16 protein-coding genes and 1 riboswitch are annotated in these 20405 nt (G+C 69.8%); of the genes, 14 read left to right on the top strand and 2 right to left on the bottom strand.

The features are described 5' to 3' along the window. The first annotated feature begins 22 nt into the window (after positions 1-22). Positions 23-2500 (top strand): DNA helicase PcrA, encoded by a 2478-nt coding sequence (gene pcrA / locus LR393_RS07485; protein ID WP_407937296.1) that lies wholly within the window; start codon positions 23-25, stop codon positions 2498-2500. Here the strand turns inward: pcrA and LR393_RS07480 are convergent. Beyond that, entirely contained in the window at positions 2497-3645 is a 1149-nt protein-coding gene (locus tag LR393_RS07480) for a glycoside hydrolase family 3 N-terminal domain-containing protein (RefSeq protein ID WP_231482650.1), read from the bottom strand. The genes pcrA and LR393_RS07480 overlap by 4 nt on opposite strands. Positions 3646-3905: 260 nt before the next feature. On the opposite strand from LR393_RS07480, the gene sucC reads away from it, so the two are divergent. The 3 genes from sucC (at position 3906) to LR393_RS07465 (ending at position 7605) form a co-directional block, all read left to right on the top strand. Continuing rightward, the gene (sucC, locus tag LR393_RS07475) at positions 3906-5087 is read left to right on the top strand and encodes an ADP-forming succinate--CoA ligase subunit beta (RefSeq protein WP_231482649.1); all 1182 of its coding nucleotides are present in this window, start codon (positions 3906-3908) and stop codon (positions 5085-5087) included. 3 nt (positions 5088-5090) lie between these two features. Then, on the top strand, positions 5091-5978 hold the full coding sequence (gene sucD, locus LR393_RS07470; protein ID WP_231482648.1) for a succinate--CoA ligase subunit alpha: 888 nt from the start codon (positions 5091-5093) through the stop codon (positions 5976-5978). A 196-nt stretch (positions 5979-6174) separates the two neighbouring features. Continuing rightward, positions 6175-7605 carry a cell division protein PerM gene (locus LR393_RS07465; RefSeq protein ID WP_231482647.1) on the top strand — a complete coding sequence of 477 codons (1431 nt, stop codon included), beginning with the start codon at positions 6175-6177 and terminating at the stop codon, positions 7603-7605. A gap of 11 nt (positions 7606-7616) precedes the next feature. Here the strand turns inward: LR393_RS07465 and LR393_RS07460 are convergent, their stop codons facing one another. Then, the gene (locus LR393_RS07460) at positions 7617-8225 is read right to left on the bottom strand and encodes a hypothetical protein (protein ID WP_231482646.1); all 609 of its coding nucleotides are present in this window, start codon (positions 8223-8225) and stop codon (positions 7617-7619) included. Between the two features lie 135 nt (positions 8226-8360). Between LR393_RS07460 and purN the strand changes: the two genes are divergently transcribed. The 10 genes from purN to LR393_RS07410 all read left to right on the top strand — a co-directional run bounded on the left by purN (position 8361) and on the right by LR393_RS07410 (position 20366). After that, a complete protein-coding gene (purN, locus tag LR393_RS07455) occupies positions 8361-8993 on the top strand; it encodes a phosphoribosylglycinamide formyltransferase (protein ID WP_231482645.1) in 633 nt (210 codons plus the stop codon). 28 nt (positions 8994-9021) lie between these two features. Then, a riboswitch (ZMP/ZTP riboswitch) is annotated at positions 9022-9108 on the top strand. Positions 9109-9162: 54 nt separating this feature from the next. Then, positions 9163-10770: a bifunctional phosphoribosylaminoimidazolecarboxamide formyltransferase/IMP cyclohydrolase gene (gene purH, locus LR393_RS07450; protein WP_231482638.1), complete on the top strand. Its 1608-nt coding sequence runs from the start codon at positions 9163-9165 to the stop codon at positions 10768-10770. A 46-nt stretch (positions 10771-10816) separates the two neighbouring features. Next, on the top strand, positions 10817-11089 hold the full coding sequence (locus LR393_RS07445) for a DUF3017 domain-containing protein (protein ID WP_231482637.1): 273 nt from the start codon (positions 10817-10819) through the stop codon (positions 11087-11089). Between the two features lie 164 nt (positions 11090-11253). Further along, complete coding sequence (locus tag LR393_RS07440) at positions 11254-12522, top strand: toxic anion resistance protein (protein ID WP_231482630.1); 1269 nt, start codon at positions 11254-11256, stop codon at positions 12520-12522. A gap of 24 nt (positions 12523-12546) precedes the next feature. After that, positions 12547-13191, top strand: a complete 645-nt coding sequence (locus LR393_RS07435) for a hypothetical protein (RefSeq protein WP_231482628.1) — start codon at positions 12547-12549, stop codon at positions 13189-13191. Between the two features lie 38 nt (positions 13192-13229). Further along, the gene (locus LR393_RS07430) at positions 13230-14630 is read left to right on the top strand and encodes an AAA family ATPase (protein ID WP_231482627.1); all 1401 of its coding nucleotides are present in this window, start codon (positions 13230-13232) and stop codon (positions 14628-14630) included. Then, positions 14627-15895 (top strand): hypothetical protein, encoded by a 1269-nt coding sequence (locus LR393_RS07425; RefSeq protein WP_231482624.1) that lies wholly within the window; start codon positions 14627-14629, stop codon positions 15893-15895. The genes LR393_RS07430 and LR393_RS07425 overlap by 4 nt, the downstream gene beginning before the upstream one ends. 11 nt (positions 15896-15906) lie before the next feature. Continuing rightward, on the top strand, positions 15907-16920 hold the full coding sequence (locus tag LR393_RS07420) for a glutamate ABC transporter substrate-binding protein (RefSeq protein ID WP_231482622.1): 1014 nt from the start codon (positions 15907-15909) through the stop codon (positions 16918-16920). Positions 16921-16978: 58 nt separating this feature from the next. Further along, a complete protein-coding gene (locus LR393_RS07415; RefSeq protein WP_231482621.1) occupies positions 16979-18106 on the top strand; it encodes a hypothetical protein in 1128 nt (375 codons plus the stop codon). Between the two features lies 1 nt (position 18107). Then, positions 18108-20366 carry a serine/threonine-protein kinase gene (locus LR393_RS07410; RefSeq protein WP_231482620.1) on the top strand — a complete coding sequence of 753 codons (2259 nt, stop codon included), beginning with the start codon at positions 18108-18110 and terminating at the stop codon, positions 20364-20366. Positions 20367-20405: the final 39 nt, after the last annotated feature.

Here is a 20405-nt window from a genome sequence, read left to right as displayed (position 1 = left end):
CGGGCACGTAGGCTGATTTCCGATGAGCACGCTATTCGATCTTCCCGATGCCGAGCCTGAGCCCGAGTCTGAGCCTGAGCCCGTGCCTGAGCCGGCTGCGCCTTCTCCCAAGGACAGGGCCCGGCTGCTGGCTGCCGAACGCTCGGCGAAGCGCTACCCGCTGCCCACGCTGGTCCAGGGTGACGAGGCGCCTGCGCGGGATCTACGAGCCATCGCGCCGAACCTCGACCCGGAGAAGCTGGTCCTCGGGCTGAACGAGCAGCAGCAGGCGGCCGTGCTGCACCGCGACTCACCGTTGCTCATCATGGCGGGAGCGGGCTCGGGCAAGACCCGTGTGCTCACCCACCGCATCGGCTACCTGCTGGCCGCGCGCAACGTGCGGCCCGGGCAGATCCTGGCGATCACGTTCACCAACAAGGCCGCGGCCGAGATGCGTGAGCGGGTGGCCACCATGGTCGGGCCGCGGGCGTCGTCGATCTGGGTGTCCACGTTCCACTCGTCCTGCGTGCGCATCCTGCGGCGGGAGGCCACGAAGGTCGGCCTGAAGTCGAACTTCTCGATCTACGACTCGGCCGACTCGCAGCGCCTGATCGGCCTGGTCGCCCGCGAACTCGATCTCGACCCGAAGAAGTTCCCGCCCCGGGGGCTGGCCGCGCAGATCTCCAACCTCAAGAACGAGCTGATCGACGAGGAGACCAATTCCGGGCGCGTCAGTGAGAGCAACCCGGGCGAGCGGGTACTGGCTGACGTCTACACGGGTTACCAGCGGCGGCTGCGCCAGGCCAACGCGCTCGACTTCGACGACCTGATCATGACCACGGTCAACATCTTCCAGGCCTTCCCCGAGGTCGCGGAGCAGTACCGGCGCCGGTTCCGGCACATCATGGTAGACGAGTACCAAGACACCAACCACGCCCAGTACGTGCTGATCCGCGAGCTGGCGGGCGGTCCGACGGCCAGCCCCAACACCCCCGGCACTGACGGCACGCCACCGATCCCGATGGCCGAGCTGACCGTGGTGGGCGACGCCGACCAGTCGATCTACGCGTTCCGGGGCGCCTCGATCCGCAACATCATCGAGTTCGAGCTCGACTACCCGCAGGCGCAGACGATCATGCTGGAGCAGAACTACCGCTCCACGCAGACCATCCTCTCCGCGGCCAACGCGGTGATCGAGCACAACCCCGACCGCAAGCCGAAGAAGCTCTGGACGGCCGGGGCCACCGGCACGCAGATCACCGGGTACGTGGCCGACGACGAGCACGACGAGGCCGCGTTCGTCGCCGAGGAGGTCGAGAAGCTCCAGAAGCAGGAGTCGGTGCGGCCGGGCGACGTCGCGATCTTCTACCGCACCAACGCCCAGTCCCGGGCCCTCGAGGAAGTACTGGTGCGCGCGGGCCTGCCCTACAAGGTGGTCGGCGGCACCCGGTTCTACGAGCGCCGCGAGATCAAAGACGCGCTGGCCTACCTGCGGGTGCTGGTCAACCCGGCCGACACGGTCAACCTGCGGCGCATCATCAACGTGCCCAAGCGCGGCATCGGTGACCGGGCCGAGGGCGCCCTGGCCGCGCTGGCCGACCGGGAGAACATCTCGTTCGGCGACGCACTGTTCCGGGCCGACGAGGCGCCGGGCATCGCCACCCGCTCGCTGACGGCCGTCAAGCGGTTCTCCGAGCTGGTCGAGCAGTTGCGCACCCTGGTCGAGAGCGGTTCCGACCCGGGCACCGTGCTGGAGGCCGTGCTGGAGCAGACCGGCTACCTGGAAGAGCTGCGGGCCAGCCACGACCCACAAGACGAGTCCCGCGTGGAGAACCTGGCCGAGCTCGTGGCCGTCACCCAGGATTACTCGCGCACCACGCCCGGCGGCACCCTGCAGGACTTCCTCGAGCAGGTGTCGCTGGTGGCCGACGCCGACGAGATCCCCGAAGACGAGGAGACCGAGGGCGACGAGCCCAAGGAGGACGAGGGCGTCATCACCCTGATGACCCTCCACACCGCCAAGGGCCTGGAGTTCCCCGTCGTCTTCCTCACCGGCCTGGAAGACGGCGCGTTCCCGCACCTGCGCTCGCTGCAGGACCCGAAGGAACTGGCCGAGGAGCGCCGTCTGGCCTACGTCGGCCTGACCCGGGCGAAGGAGCGGCTCTACATCACCCGCGCCGCCATCCGGAGTGCCTGGGGCCAGCCCAGTTACAACCCGCCCAGCCGGTTCCTCAACGAGATCCCGGTCGACCTGATCACCTGGCGCCGCAGCGAGTCCACGCAGATGCGCGCGTCGTCCACCCCGGCCGTGGCCCGCCTGGCGCAACGTCCGGGCGCGCGATCGACGGGTAACCGCGCGGCCGTCAACCTGGAGCCGGGTGACCGCGTCACGCACGACACGTTCGGCATGGGCCGGGTGATCGAGGTGGTCGGCGAGGGCGACAAGACCGTGGCCCACATCGATTTCGGTGAGGGCGTCAAGCGGTTGCTGCTGAGGTACGCGCCGGTGGTCAAGCTTTAGCCCTCGTTACAGGTGAGCAGGCCGGCTTTCTGCTTGAGGGTGAGTACCCGGGTGACCGAGGCCTCGACCTTCTTGCTGAAGTTCCGGTTCACGGCAGCCTTTTTCGTGATGGCCACCATCATCGCGCGGGCCTGATCACTGGGCACGGTGAGCACCAGGTCGCCCCCGGCGTTGATGAACCGCACGGCCCGCTGACCGGGGGCGACGTCGGTGACGGCCTTGGCCGCCCCGACGTCGTCGGTCATCACCACGCCCTGGTAGCCCATCTGCTCGCGCAGCAGGCCGGTGATCACCTTCGACGAGAACACGGCCCGGTTGTCCGGGTCGATCCGGCGGTAGGTGGCGGAACTGATCATGACCGCGCCCGCTCCCGCGTCGATGCCGGCCTGGAAGGGGCGCAGGTAGGTGTCGTTCGCGGTGGTGCGGGTGTCGACGACCCCGCTGGAGGTGTCGGTGTTCTTCGTGACCCGCCCCAGCCCGGGGAAGTGCTTCACCGTCGCGATCACCGCGTTCTTCTCGAGCGCGGTGGTGACGGTGGTGACGGCCCGGGAGACCGTGGCGGTGTCGGTGCCGTACTCCCGGCCGAACACCCCGATCGGCGGGTTGCGGCGTTCGGTACCGCTCGGCACGGTGTCGGCGACCGGCGCCAGATCCATCGTGATGCCCGCCCGGGAAAGCTGTTTCGCCCAGATCTCGGTCTTCTGGGACAGTCGCGTGGTGCTCCAGGTGCCCTGCACGCGAGCCTTCGCCAGCGTGCCCCAGCGCCCACCGCGCAGTGACTGCACCGCGCCGCCCTCCTGATCGATGGAGACCAGCGGCGCGATCGTCGCGGAACCGGCCCGGACCGACGGCAGCCGGTTGATCTCCCTCTTCAGGCCGGCCGCGGAACGACTACTGCGCCCGTGCAGGAACGCCGAGCCCAGATGGTTCTTCTTCATCACCGACACCACCGAGTCGGCGTTCGTCAGGGGAGTACCCGCCATGACCAGCTGCCCGGCCCGCCCGGCCGGGCTCAGCGCATCGACGGTGGACTGCACGCATGCCGCAGCCTGCGCGACAGCGGGGTCGACGGTGGGGCTGGGCGACACCGATTCCTGGGGCAGGTCACGGCTGTCCGTCGTACTGGTGGCACCGGGCTGTGTCATCGCATCGCTCCCGGAGGCCGCGGACGATCCCGACGAGCACCCGGCCAGCACGAGGCCCAGGGTGATGGCGCTGGTCAGCCCCACGGCTGGTCGGCCGTGACGGGGCGAGCGTCGATCGGGTCCCGGTCCGCGCGTATCGATCACCTGAGCAGCCTGTCATGTCCCTGGACGTGACGCGCTCCACGGCAACACGTGCGGGTCGGTGAACCTGTCCGGACTAGGCTCGGTCAGACATCCGTCCCCGTCGTTGAGGACCACCCGTGGATCTGTACGAATACCAGGCACGCGACCTGTTCGCGGCCCACGGCGTACCGGTGCTGGACGCCGCCGTGGCCGACACGCCCGAAGAGGCCGCCGAAGCCGCTTCTGCACTCGGTAGTTCCGTCGTTGTCGTGAAGGCCCAGGTCAAGGCCGGAGGCCGGGGTAAGGCGGGCGGCGTCAAGCTCGCCAAGTCCCCGGAAGAGGCCGCCGATCGCGCGAGGGACATTCTCGCGCTGACGATCAAGGACCTGCCCGTGCGCCGGGTCATGGTGACCCAGGGCGCCGACATCGCCGAGGAGTACTACTTCTCGGTGCTGCTCGACCGGGCCAACCGCACCTACCTCGCGATGGCCTCGCGAGAGGGCGGCATGGAGATCGAGGAGCTCGCGGTCGAGCGGCCCGACGCCCTCGCCCGTATCCCCGTCGACGCCATCACCGGCATCGACCAGGCCAAGGCCACCGAGATCGTCGACGCGGCCGGATTCGCGGCCGACGTGAAGCCCCAGCTCATCGAGGTCATCCAGAAGCTCTGGACGGTCTTCAAGGCCGAGGACGCGACCCTGGTCGAGGTCAACCCGCTGATCAAGAGCGGCGACGGCAAGATCATCGCCCTCGACGGCAAGGTCTCGCTCGACGAGAACGCCGGCTTCCGCCACACCGAGCACGAGGCCCTGGCCGACTCGGCCGCCGCCGACCCGCTCGAGGCGAAGGCCAAGGCCAAGAACCTCAACTACGTGAAGCTCGACGGCAACGTCGGCATCATCGGCAACGGCGCTGGTCTCGTGATGAGCACCCTCGACGTCGTCGCCTACGCGGGCGAGGATTTCGGCGGCAGCAAGCCGGCCAACTTCCTCGACATCGGTGGTGGCGCCAGCGCCGAGGTGATGGCCAACGGCCTGGAGATCATCCTCTCCGACCCGCAGGTGAAGTCGGTGTTCGTCAACGTCTTCGGCGGCATCACCGCCTGCGACGCGGTGGCCAACGGCATCGTGCAGGCCTTCGCCCTGCTGGAGTCCCGCGGCGAGGCCGTGACCCGTCCGCTGGTCGTGCGGCTCGACGGCAACAACGCCGAGCTGGGCCGGCAGATCCTCACCGACGCGGGCCTTCCCGGCCTCGAACAGGTGGACACGATGGACGGCGCCGCCTCCCGCGCGGCCGAGCTCGCAGCCAAGGGAGCCTGAACGATGGCGATCTTCATCGATGGGAACAGCAAGGTCATCGTCCAGGGCCTGACCGGCTCCGAGGGCAAGAAGCACGCGCAGCTCATGCTGAAGTCGGGCACCCAGATCGTCGGCGGTGTCAACCCGCGCAAGGCCGGCACCACGGTCGAGTTCGAGGGCGGCATCTCCGTGCCGGTCTTCGGCTCCGTCGCCGAGGCGATCAAGGAGACCGGCGCCGACGTCAGCGTCATCTTCGTCCCGGCCGCCTTCACCAAGGCCGCCGCGTACGAGGCGATCGACGCGGGCATCCCGCTGGCCGTCGTCATCACCGAGGGCGTGCCGGTGCATGACACTGCCGACTTCTACCAGCACGCGGTCAACTCGGGCACCACGCGGATCATCGGGCCGAACTGCCCGGGCCTGATCTCGCCCGGGAAGTCCAACGTCGGCATCATCCCGGCCAGCATCACCGGCCCGGGCCCGATCGGCCTGGTCAGCAAGAGCGGCACGCTGACCTACCAGATGATGTACGAACTGCGCGACATCGGCTTCTCGTCGGGCGTCGGCATCGGTGGCGACCCGGTCATCGGCACCACGCACATCGACGCGCTCGCCGCGTTCGAGGCCGACCCCGACACCTTGGCGATCGTCATGATCGGCGAGATCGGGGGCGACGCCGAAGAGCGCGCCGCGGCCTACATCAAGGACCACGTGACCAAGCCGGTCGTCGGCTACGTCGCGGGCTTCACCGCTCCCGAGGGCAAGACCATGGGGCACGCGGGAGCCATCGTGTCGGGCTCGTCCGGCACGGCGCAGGCGAAGAAAGAGGCTCTCGAGGCCGCCGGCGTGAAGGTCGGCAAGACGCCGAGCGAGACCGCTCAGCTCATGCGGGACATCGTCAGCGCTCTCTAGCTCTGGACGGTTTCCCGCGCGGTTCCGGCCGCGGGAGGTCCGTGGTGGTGGGCTTCCTGTGGCCGAACCGTTTTGCTGGTTTTTGAATGAAGGACGAGCGGGTCGCCTTTGGCCCGCATTGTGACTCTCGCCGGATCTGGCGACACCCCCGTTGAAGTCCCACGTCATCGGCGATTCCTGCACCAGCATGAACCGGATGAGCACCGTACGGGACCAGATCGGCACACCCACGGGCACGGTGGTGCGCGGACCCGGCCGACGGCCGAACGTGGTGCTGTACGCCGCGGTCGTCGCCGCCCAGGCCGCGGCGGCCTCGCTCGCCGTGGTGATGGTGCCGGTGGTGCTGGCCTGGGCCACCGCCTCGTACAGCAAGGCCCCGTGGACCGACGTGGTGCAGTTCGGGATCGGCGCCTGGCTGCTCGCGCACCACGTCGGCATCGTGATCCCGGACGGCCACCTCGGGCTCGTCCCGCTCGGCCTGATGCTCGTGCCGGTGATGAGCTGCTGGTTCGGTGGGGTGCGGCTGGCCCGTGGCCTCGACCCGAACGCGGACGCGATCCGTGAGGGCATCGGCCGGGCCCGGCCCAAGGCGCCGACGCCGAAGGCCATGGGCGTATTCGTGTTCAGCTACGCCGGCATCGTCACGGCCGTCGCCGCACTGAGCACCCAGCCGGCGGTGAGGCCGCTTCTGGGGCAGGCGTTCGCCGGTTCGATGGCGATCGTCTGCCTGTCCGGGGCCGCCGGGATGGCCGCCTGGGTCGGCGGTGGGGTCGTGCCCGGGCTGCGCCTGATGGTCGACAAGACCCGTAGCCCCAAGGTGATCCGCCGCTGCCTGCGCCCGGTGCTGCTGGGCGTCTGCGTCCAGCTCGTCGCCGCCCTCATCCTGCTGCTGGTCGCGGGCGGACTGGGCTGGAGCCGGATGGTCACCCTGCACAACGCCCTCGGTACGGGCCTCGTCGGCGGGGCCGTGCTGGTGCTCGCCCAGCTCCTGGTCGTGCCCAACCTGATGGTCTGGGCCGCGTCCTACGCCACCGGGGCCGGGTTCTCCGTCGGCTCCGGCACCACCGTCGCCCCCGGGCAGCTCGATGTCGGGACCCTGCCCGCCCTGCCGGTTCTCGGCGCGCTCCCGGCCGGGCCCGGGTCGCAGCTGCTCTGGCTGCTCGTCGCGATCCCGGCCGTCGGCGGGGTGGTGACCGGGGTGCGGGTGCTGCGGATGCCGCTGGGCCGGAACTTCCTGCACCTCGACGCCTCGTCCACCCGCCAGATGATCGAGCGGGTGCCGCATCACGTGCGGGTGCCCCTGGTGCGCTCGGTCGTGGCGACCGTCTTGATGACGCTGGTCTGGACCCTGCTCGGCTGGCTCGCCGGGGGTGCGGCGGGACCCGGGCGCCTGGGCACGATGGGCCCGGACGTGCCGGTGTTCGTGCTCTGGACGGCACTCGAGAGCGGTGCCGCGATCGTGCTGACCGTGGCGGTGGGACTGGGGGTCAGGGCGCTGGCCGGGGACAGTTCGCAGCCTGACCGTTCGCAGCCGGCCGGGGTGCCTCGCCCGGCCTCTTCGGCCTCCCTTTCCGGTGCGGCCCGGGATCCGCTGGAGTGGCTCGACCGTCCCGGACCGCCGTCGTGACGCCCTGACCGTTACTGGGTGCGGTCCCGCATGTCCTGAAGGATCTTGTCGAACCGCTCGTTGTAGTCGTCGGTGCAGATCTGCTGGGCGGACTCGGTGTTGGCCCGGGCCTGGCACTGTTCCAGGTCGGAGACCGCCGGGTAGTACACGGCGTGCGCCACCAGGATCAGCATCAGGTAGCCGGTCATACCCAGGCCGAACAGCGTGAAGATGATGCCGCGCGAGCCGAGCCCGGCCCGGCGCATCTCGGCGAGACCGATCACCACCTTGATGCCCACCCAGCCCGCGGCCAGGCCCAGGGGGATGCCGCCCAGCCGGAACGGCAGCTCGAGCTGGGCCACGATCATCAGACCGAGCACCATGATCATGAAAAGCCGCAGCCGGGAACGGGTCTGGAGGGCCGTGGCCTTCAGTTCCTCGATCGTCTTGCGGCGGCGTTCGGGCATGTTCCAGCCGGAGTTGGCCGGCGGATAGGGCGGCGGGTAGTAGGGCGCCTGGGCCTGTCCGTTCCGCGCCGGTGCGCCGTCCGCCTCGGCCGGGCGGTCGTCGGGCGGCACCGGGTTCGTCTCCGGCGCGTCGGGCCAGTTGTTGCCCGGCCCGGGATTCGGGGTGCTCGGCACGGCTCCTCGTCGTTCGCTCGTTGTTCGCTCGGTGGCCGCCCTGGGCGGCCGAATCGTTCGAATGTTCTCAAATAATGCGCTGCCGCCGGGACGCGGCGCCCGGGTACCGCCCGAAGCTGGCTATCGTCTCCGTTCGTGACCGAGGAACCGCAGGTACCCGCTTCCCAGCCGCGGGTGGCCGTCATCGTGTCCGGCAGCGGCACTCTGCTGCAGGCACTTCTGGACAACGCTCAGGGTTACACCATCAGTTCCGTCCTCTCCGACCGCGCCGACGCGCTGGGCCTGGAGCGGGCGCGGGCGGCCGGTGTCCCGACCGCGGTGGTGGAGCTGAAGGACTTCCCCGACCGCGCGTCCTGGGACCGGGGCCTGCTGCGGGCGGTCGAGACGTTCTCGCCCGACCTGATCGTGCTCGCCGGCTTCATGCGGATCATCGGGGAGCCGCTGCTGAGCACGTACGGCGGCCGGATCATCAACACCCACCCGGCCCTGCTGCCCGCCTTCCCGGGGGCGCACGGGGTTCGCGACGCGCTGGCCCACGGGGTCAAGGTCACCGGCTGCTCGGTGATCATTGTGGACGCGGGCACCGACACCGGTCCGATCGTCGCCCAGCAGGCGGTGGACGTCCTGGACGACGACTCGCAGGAGTCGCTGCACGAGCGCATCAAGGTCGTCGAGCGGAACCTGCTGGTGGACGTGGTGGAGCAGATGGCGACCACCGGCTGGCAGGTCGACGGCCGCCGCGTGCGCCTGGGGCGAGCTGCGGGCTGAACCGGTGACGGGGCGGGCGTTGCTAGGATGAATCCGCCGTGACTGGCGTTCGGGTGGGCAACCACCGGGGAGCGGTGCAGTGTCGTCCTCTGGGTCGTTCGCCTGGGCCCTGAGCTGCAGCGACTGCTGCGCAAACCCCTGACGGCAGAACACCGCTTGGAGCGAACGCATGACGTCCGACCCCACCACCCGGCTCCCGATCCGCCGGGCCCTGGTCTCCGTCTACGACAAGACCGGTCTCGAAGAACTGGCCCGTGGTCTGCACGAGGCCGGGGTGGCCCTGGTCTCGACCGGCTCCACCGCTTCCCGCATCGCGGCGGCCGGGGTGCCGGTCACCAAGGTCGAAGACCTCACCGGCTTTCCCGAGTGCCTCGACGGCCGGGTGAAGACCCTGCACCCCAAGGTGCACGCCGGGCTGCTGGCCGACCGCCGGCTCGACTCGCACGTGCAGCAGCTGGCCGAGCTCGGCGTCGAGCCGTTCGACCTGCTGATCAGCAACCTGTACCCGTTCACGGCCACGGTCGCCTCCGGCGCCACGCCCGACGAGTGCGTCGAGCAGATCGACATCGGCGGCCCGAGCATGGTTCGCGGCGCCGCGAAGAATCACCCGTCGGTGGCCGTCGTGGTCGACCCGGCCCGGTACGCCGACGTCCTGGCCGCCGTCACCGCGGGCGGGTTCACCCTGGCCCAGCGGCAGCAGCTGGCCGCCGCCGCGTTCCGGCACACCGCCGAGTACGACGTCGCGGTGGCCTCCTGGATGGGCAGCGTGCTGGCCCCCGCGCAGGACGGCAGCGCGTTCCCGGTCTTCTCCGGCGCCACGTACGAGCGCGAGACGGTGCTGCGCTACGGCGAGAACCCGCACCAGCAGGCCGCGCTGTACCGCAGCGAGCGCCCCGGCCTGGCCCACGCCGATCAGCTGCACGGCAAGGAGATGTCGTACAACAACTACGTCGACACCGATGCCGCCTGGCGGGCCGCTCACGACCACGGTGACGAGCCGACCGTCGCGATCATCAAGCACAACAACCCGTGCGGCATCGCGGTCGAGACCGGTGCGGGCGGTGTGGCGGGCGCCCACCTCAAGGCCCACAACTGCGACCCGGTCTCGGCCTACGGCGGCGTCGTGGCGACCAACCAGACCGTGAGCGTGGAGATGGCCGAGCGACTCTCCGAGATCTTCACCGAGGTGGTGGCCGCTCCCGACTTCGAGCCGGCCGCGCTCGAGGTGCTGACCCGCAAGAAGAACATCCGGCTGCTGAAGGTGCCGGTCGACACGGCTCCGCCGGCGGTCGAGACCCGGCCGATCAGCGGTGGCCTGCTGGTGCAGAACGTCGACCGCATCGACGCCGGTGCCGGTGACGACGCGGCCACCGGTGGCGACGCGCCCTCGAAGTGGCGCCTGGTCTCCGGTGAGGCGGCCGACGAGGCCACGCTCGCCGACCTGGAGTTCGCCTGGCGGGCCATCCGCGCGGTGAAGTCCAACGCCATCCTGCTGGCCGACGGCGGCGCCAGCGTCGGCATCGGCATGGGCCAGGTCAACCGGGTGGACTCGTGCCGCCTGGCGGTGGACCGGGCCGGGGCCGACCGGGCCAAGGGCGCCGTGGCCGCCTCGGACGCGTTCTTCCCGTTCGCCGACGGTCTGCAGGTCCTGCTCGACGCCGGGGTGCGCGCCGTGGTGCAGCCGGGCGGGTCGATCCGTGACGAGGAGGTCATCGCCGCGGCCCAGGCCGCGGGGGTGACCATGTACCTGACCGGTACCCGTCACTTCGCCCACTGATCCACACACTGTCGAGCTGACGAGACAAGCGGGGAGCTGAACTTCGGTGGAAGGGCCGTCGCTACCGGTACGCCGGATCGCGTTCCTGGTCGTGCTGCTTCTGGTGGCGGCGTCCCTGCCACTGACCATGCTGGTGAACTTCCAGGTCGGTGGCTACTCGCTCGCCCTGGCGGCGATCGTCGGCGGCACCGCCCGGGCGGTGCTGCCGGACTACCTCTGCCTGGGACTTCTGGTCCGGTCCCGGCAGCAGGACGTCCTGACCATGTTCGTCCTGGGTGTCGCCATTGCGTTACTGGCGTGGAAAGTCCCCGGCGGGTGATCCGCCCGGGCGGGGCGAGCACATAGGCTGACGAGAGACCGGACGGGCGTCCGGATGCAACGTGGATCCGGGGCAAAGCGTTCTGAGTGATGGGGCCCGCTCCGGGCCCCGGGAGAAATCCGATGCCCGTGCCGGCGTCGGGGAACTGACGCGAAAGGGATCTCATGAGCGAGCCTACGAGCCCCGGTTTTCAGGCTGCTGCCACCCGCCCGAGCCCGCTGGAGCCCCCGGCGCCGTCGGCGCCCTCGCTGACCCTGTCCGCGCCGGAGCCGCCCCCGGTGATCGCGCAGACCCAGGCACACGAGCTGGCCCCGGCCGTCGACCCGGCCGCCGTGCCCGGGCTCGACGCGAAGGTGAACGACTACATCGGCTCCCTGATGACGGCCGACCCGAAGTCGCCGGAGTTCGCCAGCCGCACCAATGACGTGCGCACGATGGGCGACACCGACATCCGGGAGGCGGCCGACAGCTCCAACCGGCTGCTCCAGGTGCCGGTGCGCGCCCTGAACGAGGGTGGCCTGTCACAGGGCTCGAAGGTCGGTTCCACGCTGGTCGAGCTGCGCCGCACGGTGGAAGACCTGGACCCGAAGGGTGCCACCGGCACCAAGAAGATCCTCGGGATGATCCCGTTCGGCAACAAGGTGCGGGACTACTTCCAGCGCTACCAGAGCGCGCAGGAGCAGCTGAACGCGATCATCCAGGCGCTCTACAACGGTCAGGACGAGCTGCGTCGCGACAATGCCTCCCTGAACCAGGAGAAGCAGCAGCTGTGGACCACCATGGCCCGGCTGAACCAGTACATCTACGTCGCCGAGCGGCTCGACGCGCGGCTGGCGGCCACGATCGTCGAGCTGGACGCGACCGATCCGCAGCGGGCCAAGGCCCTGCGTGAAGACGTGCTGTTCTACGTGCGGCAGAAGCACCAGGACCTGCTCACGCAACTGGCGGTGTCGATCCAGGGCTACCTGGCGATGGACATCATCATCAAGAACAACCTGGAGCTCATCAAGGGCGTCGACCGGGCGACCACGACCACGGTCTCGGCCCTGCGCACGGCGGTCATCGTGGCCCAGGCGCTGTCCAACCAGCAGCTCGTGCTCGACCAGATCACCGCGCTGAACAGCACCACCTCGCGGATGATCGAGAGCACCTCGGAGATGCTGAAAGACAACTCGGCGCGGATCCAGGCCGGGGCCGCCTCCGCCGCGGTCGGCCTGCCCGAGCTGCAGCGGGCCTTCGCCAACATCTACGCGACGATGGACGCCATCGACACGTTCAAGGTGCAGGCGCTCGACACGATGGCCTCCACCATCGGCACGCTCGAGACCGAGACCACGAAGGCCCGGGGCTATCTCGACCGCGTCCACGCCAACGACCAGCGCACGTCCGAGGCATCGCACGGTGGTTCGCTCGACCTGGGGATCGGTCGCTGAGCATGCTGACAGAACGGGGTCTCCGTGTCATTCGGTGACTGGCTCGGAAAGGTGTTCGGGAAGGAACCCGAACCGGATCAGCCCCGTCTGGAGCTGCCCAAGGTCAAGAGCAGTGCCGAGCTGCTGGCGGAACTGGAGCAGTTCGAGCGGGAGATCGCCGCACGGGTACCCGCGATGGTGATCTCCCGGGTGTCCCGGGTGACGTCGATCGTGCGGGAGACCATTCCGCGGCTCGACCAGCTCGGCGCCGGTAGTTACCAGGCGCACACGGTCGTCGCCACGGCCACCAGCTACCTGCCCGAGGCGGTCGGCGGCTACCTGCGCCTGCCCCGTTCCTGGGCCGACACCCGGCCCATCGCGAACGGTAAGACCGCACTGCTGCTGCTCTGCGACCAGCTCGACCTGCTGGCCTACAAGATGGACCAGATCCTCGACGCGGTCGTCCGGGCCGATGCGGCCGCGCTGGTGGCCCACGGTCAGTTCCTGGCCGAGAAGTTCGCCGTGGGAAGCTCTCTCGAGCTCGGCGGGCAGATCAACGTGCCCGCCCAACCCAGCCTGGCACCCCAGCCGCCCGCCGCGCCCGGGAGCTCACAGACGTCCACCATTGACACCGACGACGAGCCGACCAGCCCGCCGTTGCGCCGGCTCGACCCGCCGGGGGCGTTGTGACCGACCACCACGAACTTCTGCCCGCTCTTGAGAACCTCGTGGCGGCAGGTACTTCGGCCGGTCTCCAGCGCGACCCGGTGTATGCCGAGGGAGCTTCGTTCGCGGCGGCCATCGCCGAGTCCGCGCCCGGCGGCGCGCAGGACTGGGCCGCTCATCTGGGGCGCACCGTGCAAGACTTCTTCGACGCCGCGAGCAGTGCGCGGCGCTGGCGCAACGCCCCGACCGCCCTGCTGACCGGCCTGGTGAACGATCGTTCGCCGGTCGCGGCCGACTACGCGAAGGCCCTGACCGAGGTGGCCTCCGCGGCGTGCACACTCGGCGAGCCGACCATCCGGGTCGTGGCCAACGCCTCGGCCGCCTCCGCTGCGCAGCTGGCCGGGGTGAACGTCTCCCCGGCTCCTTCTTCAGTGGCCTCGGTGCAGGATCTGCCGGGGGGTTGGCGTTTCGCCGGTCCGGCCGACCCGTCCGGCTTGATGGCCTCGCAGGCTCCGGTCCCCGCGGCAGAGCCGGTTGCTGAGCCGGAAGTGCCTGAGGTGCCTGCTAAATCGCTGGCCGAGCTGCTCGCTGAGCTCGACGCACTCATCGGCCTCACCACGGTGAAGAACGAGATCCACCGACAGGCCCAGCTGCTGCGCGTGGAGAAACTGCGCGAGGAGGCCGGGCTGCGCAGCGTCACCATCACCCGGCACCTGGTGTTCAACGGAAACCCGGGAACCGGTAAAACCACTGTGGCCCGGCTGGTCTCGGGAATCTACCGGGCTCTCGGGCTGCTCTCGAAGGGCCACCTGGTCGAGGTCGACCGGTCCGAGCTGGTGGCCGGTTACCTGGGCCAGACCGCCGCGAAGACCGCCGAGGTGGTCAAGAGCGCACTGGGTGGGGTGCTCTTCATCGACGAGGCCTACTCGCTGGCCGGTGACGACTACGGCACCGAGGCCATCGACACCCTGGTGAAGGAGATGGAAGACCACCGCGACGACCTGGTGGTCATCGTGGCGGGCTACCCCGGCCCGATGGCCGGGTTCATCGCCAGCAACCCGGGGCTCTCCAGCCGGTTCCGCACGGTCATCGAGTTCGACGACTACACGGACGCCGAGCTCGAGCAGATCTTCGCGGTGCACGCCGGCAACGCCGACTACGAGGTCGGTGAGAAGACCCGGGCGCGCTTCCGCGAGCTGCTGCCGGGGAAGGACCGGCCGGTCGGGTTCGGCAACGGGCGCTGGGCGCGCAACATGCTGGAGGCCGCGATCGGGCATCAGGCCTGGCGGCTGCGGGACGTCGAGGCGCCCACCCTGGAGCAACTGCGTGAGCTGGTGCCCGGTGATCTGGACGGAAACAGCGATGAACTGAGCAACGAATTCGGGGGTTCCGGCGTCGGCACGGATGTGAGCGTTCACAACGAGGCCCACGTACCGGACGAGGGAACGGAGAGCGCACCATGAGCCTGACCACCTTGCCCGAACAACGGGGTGCCGTCCGGCCGTCGTTCTCCGGAACGCCGGGCCGTCTGCGGCTGACCGCGATCGGCGCGGTCCTGGCGGTCCTGGTCTCCGCGGTGCTGGGGGCGGTGGCTCTGAAGATGCGGTCCGACGCCCTCGGCCGGGCCGATTCGTCGGCGTCCCATCTCCTGCTCCTGCAGGGCGTGCAGACCAACCTGGTGGTGGCCGACGCCGATGCCACGAACGCGTTCCTCAAGGGTGGGCTGGAGCCGCAGGAACAGCGGCTCGGCTACATCAAGGCCATGAAGGCGGTCTCCAACGACCTGGTCATCGCCGCGCAGCACAGTTCGGCCGATGCCAAGGCGCTGGGTGAGGCCAATGCGGTGCTTAACCGTTACAGCGGCTTCGTCGGCTCGGCGCGCGCGAACAATCGCCAGGGCTTTTCCGTCGGTGCCAGCTACCTGACATCCGCCAATGCGCTGCTGAGCGACCCCGATGACAAAGACGATGTCAGTACCGGGCACCGTGCGATCGACCTGATCGAGGCCCGCGTGGCGGCCGATACCCAGGCCGTGGATGACGCTTACGCCGATGCCGGGTTCGCCCGCTGGCTGCTGCTTCTCGCAGCTGTAGTCGGCATCGGGGGCCTGCTCTACGCGCAGGTCACACTCAGCCGGCAATCACACCGGTATCTCAACCTGCCGATTGTCGCGTCCACCGTCGTGCTCGTGGTGACGCTCGGGGGCGCGGCGGTCCTGATGGCGGCGGCGCAGAGCAAGGCCAACGACGTGCGCTCGGAATCCCTGCGTCCGGCACTGGCTCTGAGCGCTTCCCGGGTGGCAGCCTTCACCGCCAAGTCGACCGAGAGCCTGACCCTGATCAAACAGGGATCGGCCACCCCGGACGACATTCCCTGGAACACGGAATACAACAAGGCGCTGAGCCTGGTCGACGGTGACTCGAAGACCCAGCTCGAGGCCTACAAGGCCCAGCACGACAAGATCAACCAGCTCGATGTCGACGGGTCCTGGCGCAGCGCGGTGAATCTGGCGACCTCCGAGTCCGACACCTCCGCCAACGCGCTCTTCCTGAAGTACGACGACTCGACCGAGAAAGCCCTGAGGAAAGCCAAGGACGACACCGCGAAGGGGCTCTCATCGACCGGTGATCTCCTGCTGCCGGTGGCCGTGCTGCTCCTGCTGGTGGGCCTGTTCTGCGCCGCGGCGGCCTGGCGGGGCGTCTCGTTCCGACTCAACGAGTACCGGTGAGGGTGATGACCATGAAGCGACCTCGCCTCCTGGCGGTAGTGGGTGCCGCCGCGCTGCTGGCCGGCTGCGGAACCGCCGCCACGTCGACGCAGCCGGTGTCACAGGCCCGCCCGGCCGCCGCCCTGGCCGCCGATGACAGCATTCCCACGTGCGACCAGGACGGGAAGTCCGCCGTGGCGTCCATCGATCCGGGCCGTATCACCACGTCCGCGAGCTCCTGGCCGAGCGACTCCACCATGGCCGAGATCAAGAGCCGCGGAAAGCTGATCGCGGGGGTCGCCGGCGACGTCACGCTCTGGGGTTCGCGTGACCCGTTCACCAGCAAGCTCGCCGGGTTCGACATCGACGTGGTCAAGCGGGTGGCGCAGGAGCTCGGGCTCGACCCGAACCGCGACGTCGAGTACAAGGTCATCAACTTCGCCCAGCGTCTGCCCAAGCTGCAGGACGGCGAGGTGGACCTGGTCGCGGACACGATGACGATGAACTGCGCCCGCTGGTTCGGCACCGACGACAACCTGAAGAACTACATCAACTTCTCCACCGAGTACTACCGGGCCGGCCAGAAACTGCTGGTGCGCAGCGACTCGGACGCCCAGAACGTCAAGGACCTGGGCGACGCCACGGTCTGCACCACCGAGGGTTCCACCAGCCTCGAGAACATCAAGGACCTGGTGAAGTCCACGGTGGTGGTGAGCGATGTGGGTGAGTGCCTGGTGAAGTTCCAGGAGGGCGAGGCCACGGCGATCACCAGCGACGACACGGTGCTCGCCGGGTTCGCCAAGCAGGACCCGTACGCCAAGGTGATGGCCGGTGAACCGCTCAACGTGGTGCCCTACGGTCTCGGCACCGCATCCGACGCCGCCGACCTCACCCAGTTCGTCAACGTGGTGCTGGAAGACATGCGGCGTGACGGCACCCTCGACCGGCTCTACACGAAGTGGATGAGCGGCAGCGGCACCCAGCCCGACGTGCCTCCGGCGGTCTACGGGCGTACCGCGGCCGAGCTCAAGGAGGCCCGGGGCTGATGTCCCGTTCACCCCTGGGCCAGCGGCAGCGGTGGGTGTCGTGGTCGAATTGCCGACGATGACGTCAGTAGCGCACGCCACTGCCCCCGTCGCCCCCGGTCAGCTGGGACAGGCGATCGGGGTGGACGAGCTGCGCACCTATCTGGGCGCGCTCGACGACTGGCGGGCCGCCCGCAAGCGCGAGCTCGACCAGATCGACGCCGCGGCGCTCCGCTCGGACGAGGCCGACAGCTACGTCGGCGACCTGTCCCTGGCCATGACCATGTGGCAGTCGGTGAGTGACCGGTGGACCCAGCTGACGAAGATCTGGGACTCCGGACGGGTCGGCCCGCAGCAGCGGGAGGAGATGTCCCGGGTGATCTGGGGGACCGGTACCGCCTCGGGCAACCTGACGGGCTCCATCGGCCTGTCCCTGGCCGAGGCCTGCCGGTTGTCCGACGCCCTGACCGCAGCCCTGCGGGCGCGGCTGTCGTTCGACCCGATGGCCGCCGACGTCGCCGCCCGCATCCAGGCCACCCGTGCCACCCTGGAACGTTGCCGCGATCAACTGGCTGGGGGGCACGCCGCCCGGCCCCTGTCGCTGCCCGATCTCGACGAACTCACCCGGCGGCTGGACGAACTGGCGGCCCGGGCCCGGCGTGGGTCCGACGTCAGCGGACCGTTCGCGGCGATCGAGGCGGCAGCAGCGCGGGCCGAACGTGACCTGATCATGGCGGCGGCCGCCCATCGTGGTCTGGGCCGGGACTACCGCGCCGCACTGGAACGCCGCCGGGAGCTGGAGGCCGAGGCCGACCAGCTGGACAAGCTCGTCGAGCGCACCCGCGCCGCCGTGGTGCCGGCGCCGAAACTGGCTGTGCCCGACGTGTCCCGGCTCGGCAAGGTGCCGCAGACCCGGGAGGCGCTCGACACCTTCCGTGGTCGCCTCGACCTGGTCGGCACCGCGATGACGCAGGTGCGTGACACCTACACCTCGGCCCTCGGCGAACCCGGCGTCCTGCTCGGGCTGCTGCGTGCCTTCGCGTCCAAGGCTCAGGCCAACGGCCGCGCGAAAGACCCGCTCGTCGCACTCGTCAGGGAGCAGGCCGAGACAGCGCTGTCGGCCGTGCCCTGCCACATCCTGGACGCCCGCAACCTGGTGGAGAACTACCAGCGCCTGATCGTCCCGGTCCCCGGGGGAGGAATCTGACATGACCTCGACTCCGCTCTCCTGCATGCAGCCCGGCTGTACGGGCACGATCGAGGACGGGTACTGCAACATCTGCGGTGCCCCGGCCTCGATCGGTGCGCCGACCCCGGCGCAGGGTGCTCTTCCCGACCCCGACGCCGGCCACGCGATGTCGACACGCACCGCCGCGTCGTCGTCCAACCGCCTGGCCAGTGCGCCGCTCGGCTCGGCCCGGGCGACGGGAGGCACGAACAACACCCGCCGGCTGGGTTCCACGTCGTCCCGTACCCGCGCGGCCCGGCTCGGCGCGGGCATCACCACCGTGCCGCCGGCCCCCGTGCCCAACCCGCTGGCCGCGGTGCAGGACAACCCGCAGGTCCCGGAGAACCGCCGGTTCTGCCCGAACTGCGGTAACCCGGTGGGCCGTTCACGCCAGGGACGGGAAGGCCGGCCGGAGGGTTTCTGCCCGAACTGCCGCTCGCCGTTCTCGTTCACGCCCAAGCTGAAGAAGGGTGACCTGGTCGCCCGGCAGTACGAGGTGGTCGGCGCGATCGCGCACGGCGGCCTGGGCTGGATCTACCTGGCCAAGGACAAGAACGTCTCCGACCGCTGGGTGGTGCTCAAGGGCCTGCTGAACTCCGGCGACCCCGACGCCCTGGCCGCGGCCATCGCCGAGCAGCGGTTCCTCGCCCAGGTCGAGCACCCGCTGATCGTCGAGATCTACAACTTCGTCACGCACGACGAGGCCGGCTACATCGTCATGGAGTACGTCGCCGGCCAGTCGCTGAAAGACATTCTGAAAGAACGGATGCGTGCCTCCGGCGGGGCCTACTCGCCGTTCCCGGTGGACCAGGCGATCGCCTACATCCTCGAGGTGCTGCCCGCCTTCCAGTACCTGCACGACACCGGGCTGATCTACTGCGACTTCAAGCCTGACAACATCGTCCAGGCCGGCGACTCGATCAAGCTGATCGACCTCGGTGGCGTGCGCCGCATCGACGACCTGGACTCGGCCATCTACGGCACCGTGGGCTACCAGGCCCCCGAGGTGCCCGACGTCGGCCCGTCCGTCGCCAGCGACCTCTACACCCTCGGCCGCAGCCTGCTCTCGCTGGCCATAGAGTTCCGCGGCAACACCAGCACCTACGCCACCAGCCTGCCCAGCGTGGCCGACACCCTGCTGTTCCAGCGGTACGACTCGCTGTACCGGCTGCTGGCCAAGTGCTGCGCCCCCAACCCGGGCGACCGCTTCGCCACCGCCGACGAGCTGCGCACCCAGCTGCTCGGTGTGCTGCGCGAGGTGGTGGCTGCCGACCGCCACGGCGAACGGCCCGCCTCGCACTCCACCGCCTCGCTGCTGTTCGAGCCGCCGGTGGTCGAGGGCGACCGGCTGCAGTGGGACAACCTGCCGCGCCTGCGCGTGGACGACACCGACCCGCAGGCCGCCTGGCTGGCCTCGATCAGCGTCGACGACCCCCTGGCCAAGCTCGACCTGCTGCTCAACGCGCTGAACCCCTCGGTCGAGGTGCGCCTGGCCACCGCCTACACCGCGGTCGAGGCCGGCGACCTGGACACCACGGACCGCGTGGTCGGCGAGATTCTCAACGAAGACCCCTGGGAATGGCGGGCCATCTGGCTCGCCGGGCTCGGGGCCCTGGCCCGGGGAGACGCGACGGCGGCCCAGGCCGCCTTCAACGCGGTCTACGGCCAGGCGCCCGGTGAGCTCGCGCCCAAGCTCGCGCTCGCCGTGGCCTGCGAGGAGGGCGGCCAGCCGGACATCGCCGAGAGCCTGTACCTGACCTGCCTGCGTACCGACGCCAACTTCACCGCCCCGGCCGCGTTCGGCCTGGCCCGGATCCGTTCGCAGCGGCACTCGCAGGGGCAGGGCGAGCTGGAGGCGGCGATCGCGGCGCTGGACATGGTGCCGACCACGAGCCGCAGCTTCGTCAGCGCCCGCCGCCAGAAGGCCGCCCTGCTGGTGGGTTCCGGCGCCGGGCTGGACGCCCTGTCGGCCGCGCTGGACAGTGTCGCGGCCGTGCGGCTCGACCCGCGCGACCGCGCCCAGCTGCGGGTCGACGTGCTGGCCGCGGCCCTGACCGATGTGCAGCAGACCGGAGAACGGTCCGATGTCCGGCTGGGCGGTGTGCCCGCGCAGACGCCACAGTTGCAAGACAGTCTGGAAGGGGCCTACCGCGAACTGGCGGGGCTCACCGAGAAACGTGACGAGCGGGTCCGGCTCGTCGACGAGGCGAACAGAGTGCGCCGCTGGACCTGGCGGTGAGCATTCCGAACCGACTGCCGAACCGACTGCCTGACCGAA

The organism is Kineosporia mesophila, from assembly GCF_021129235.1.
GTDB classification, from domain to species: Bacteria; Actinomycetota; Actinomycetes; order Actinomycetales; family Kineosporiaceae; genus Kineosporia; species Kineosporia mesophila.
This window is presented reverse-complemented; position numbering and strand designations above follow the sequence as displayed.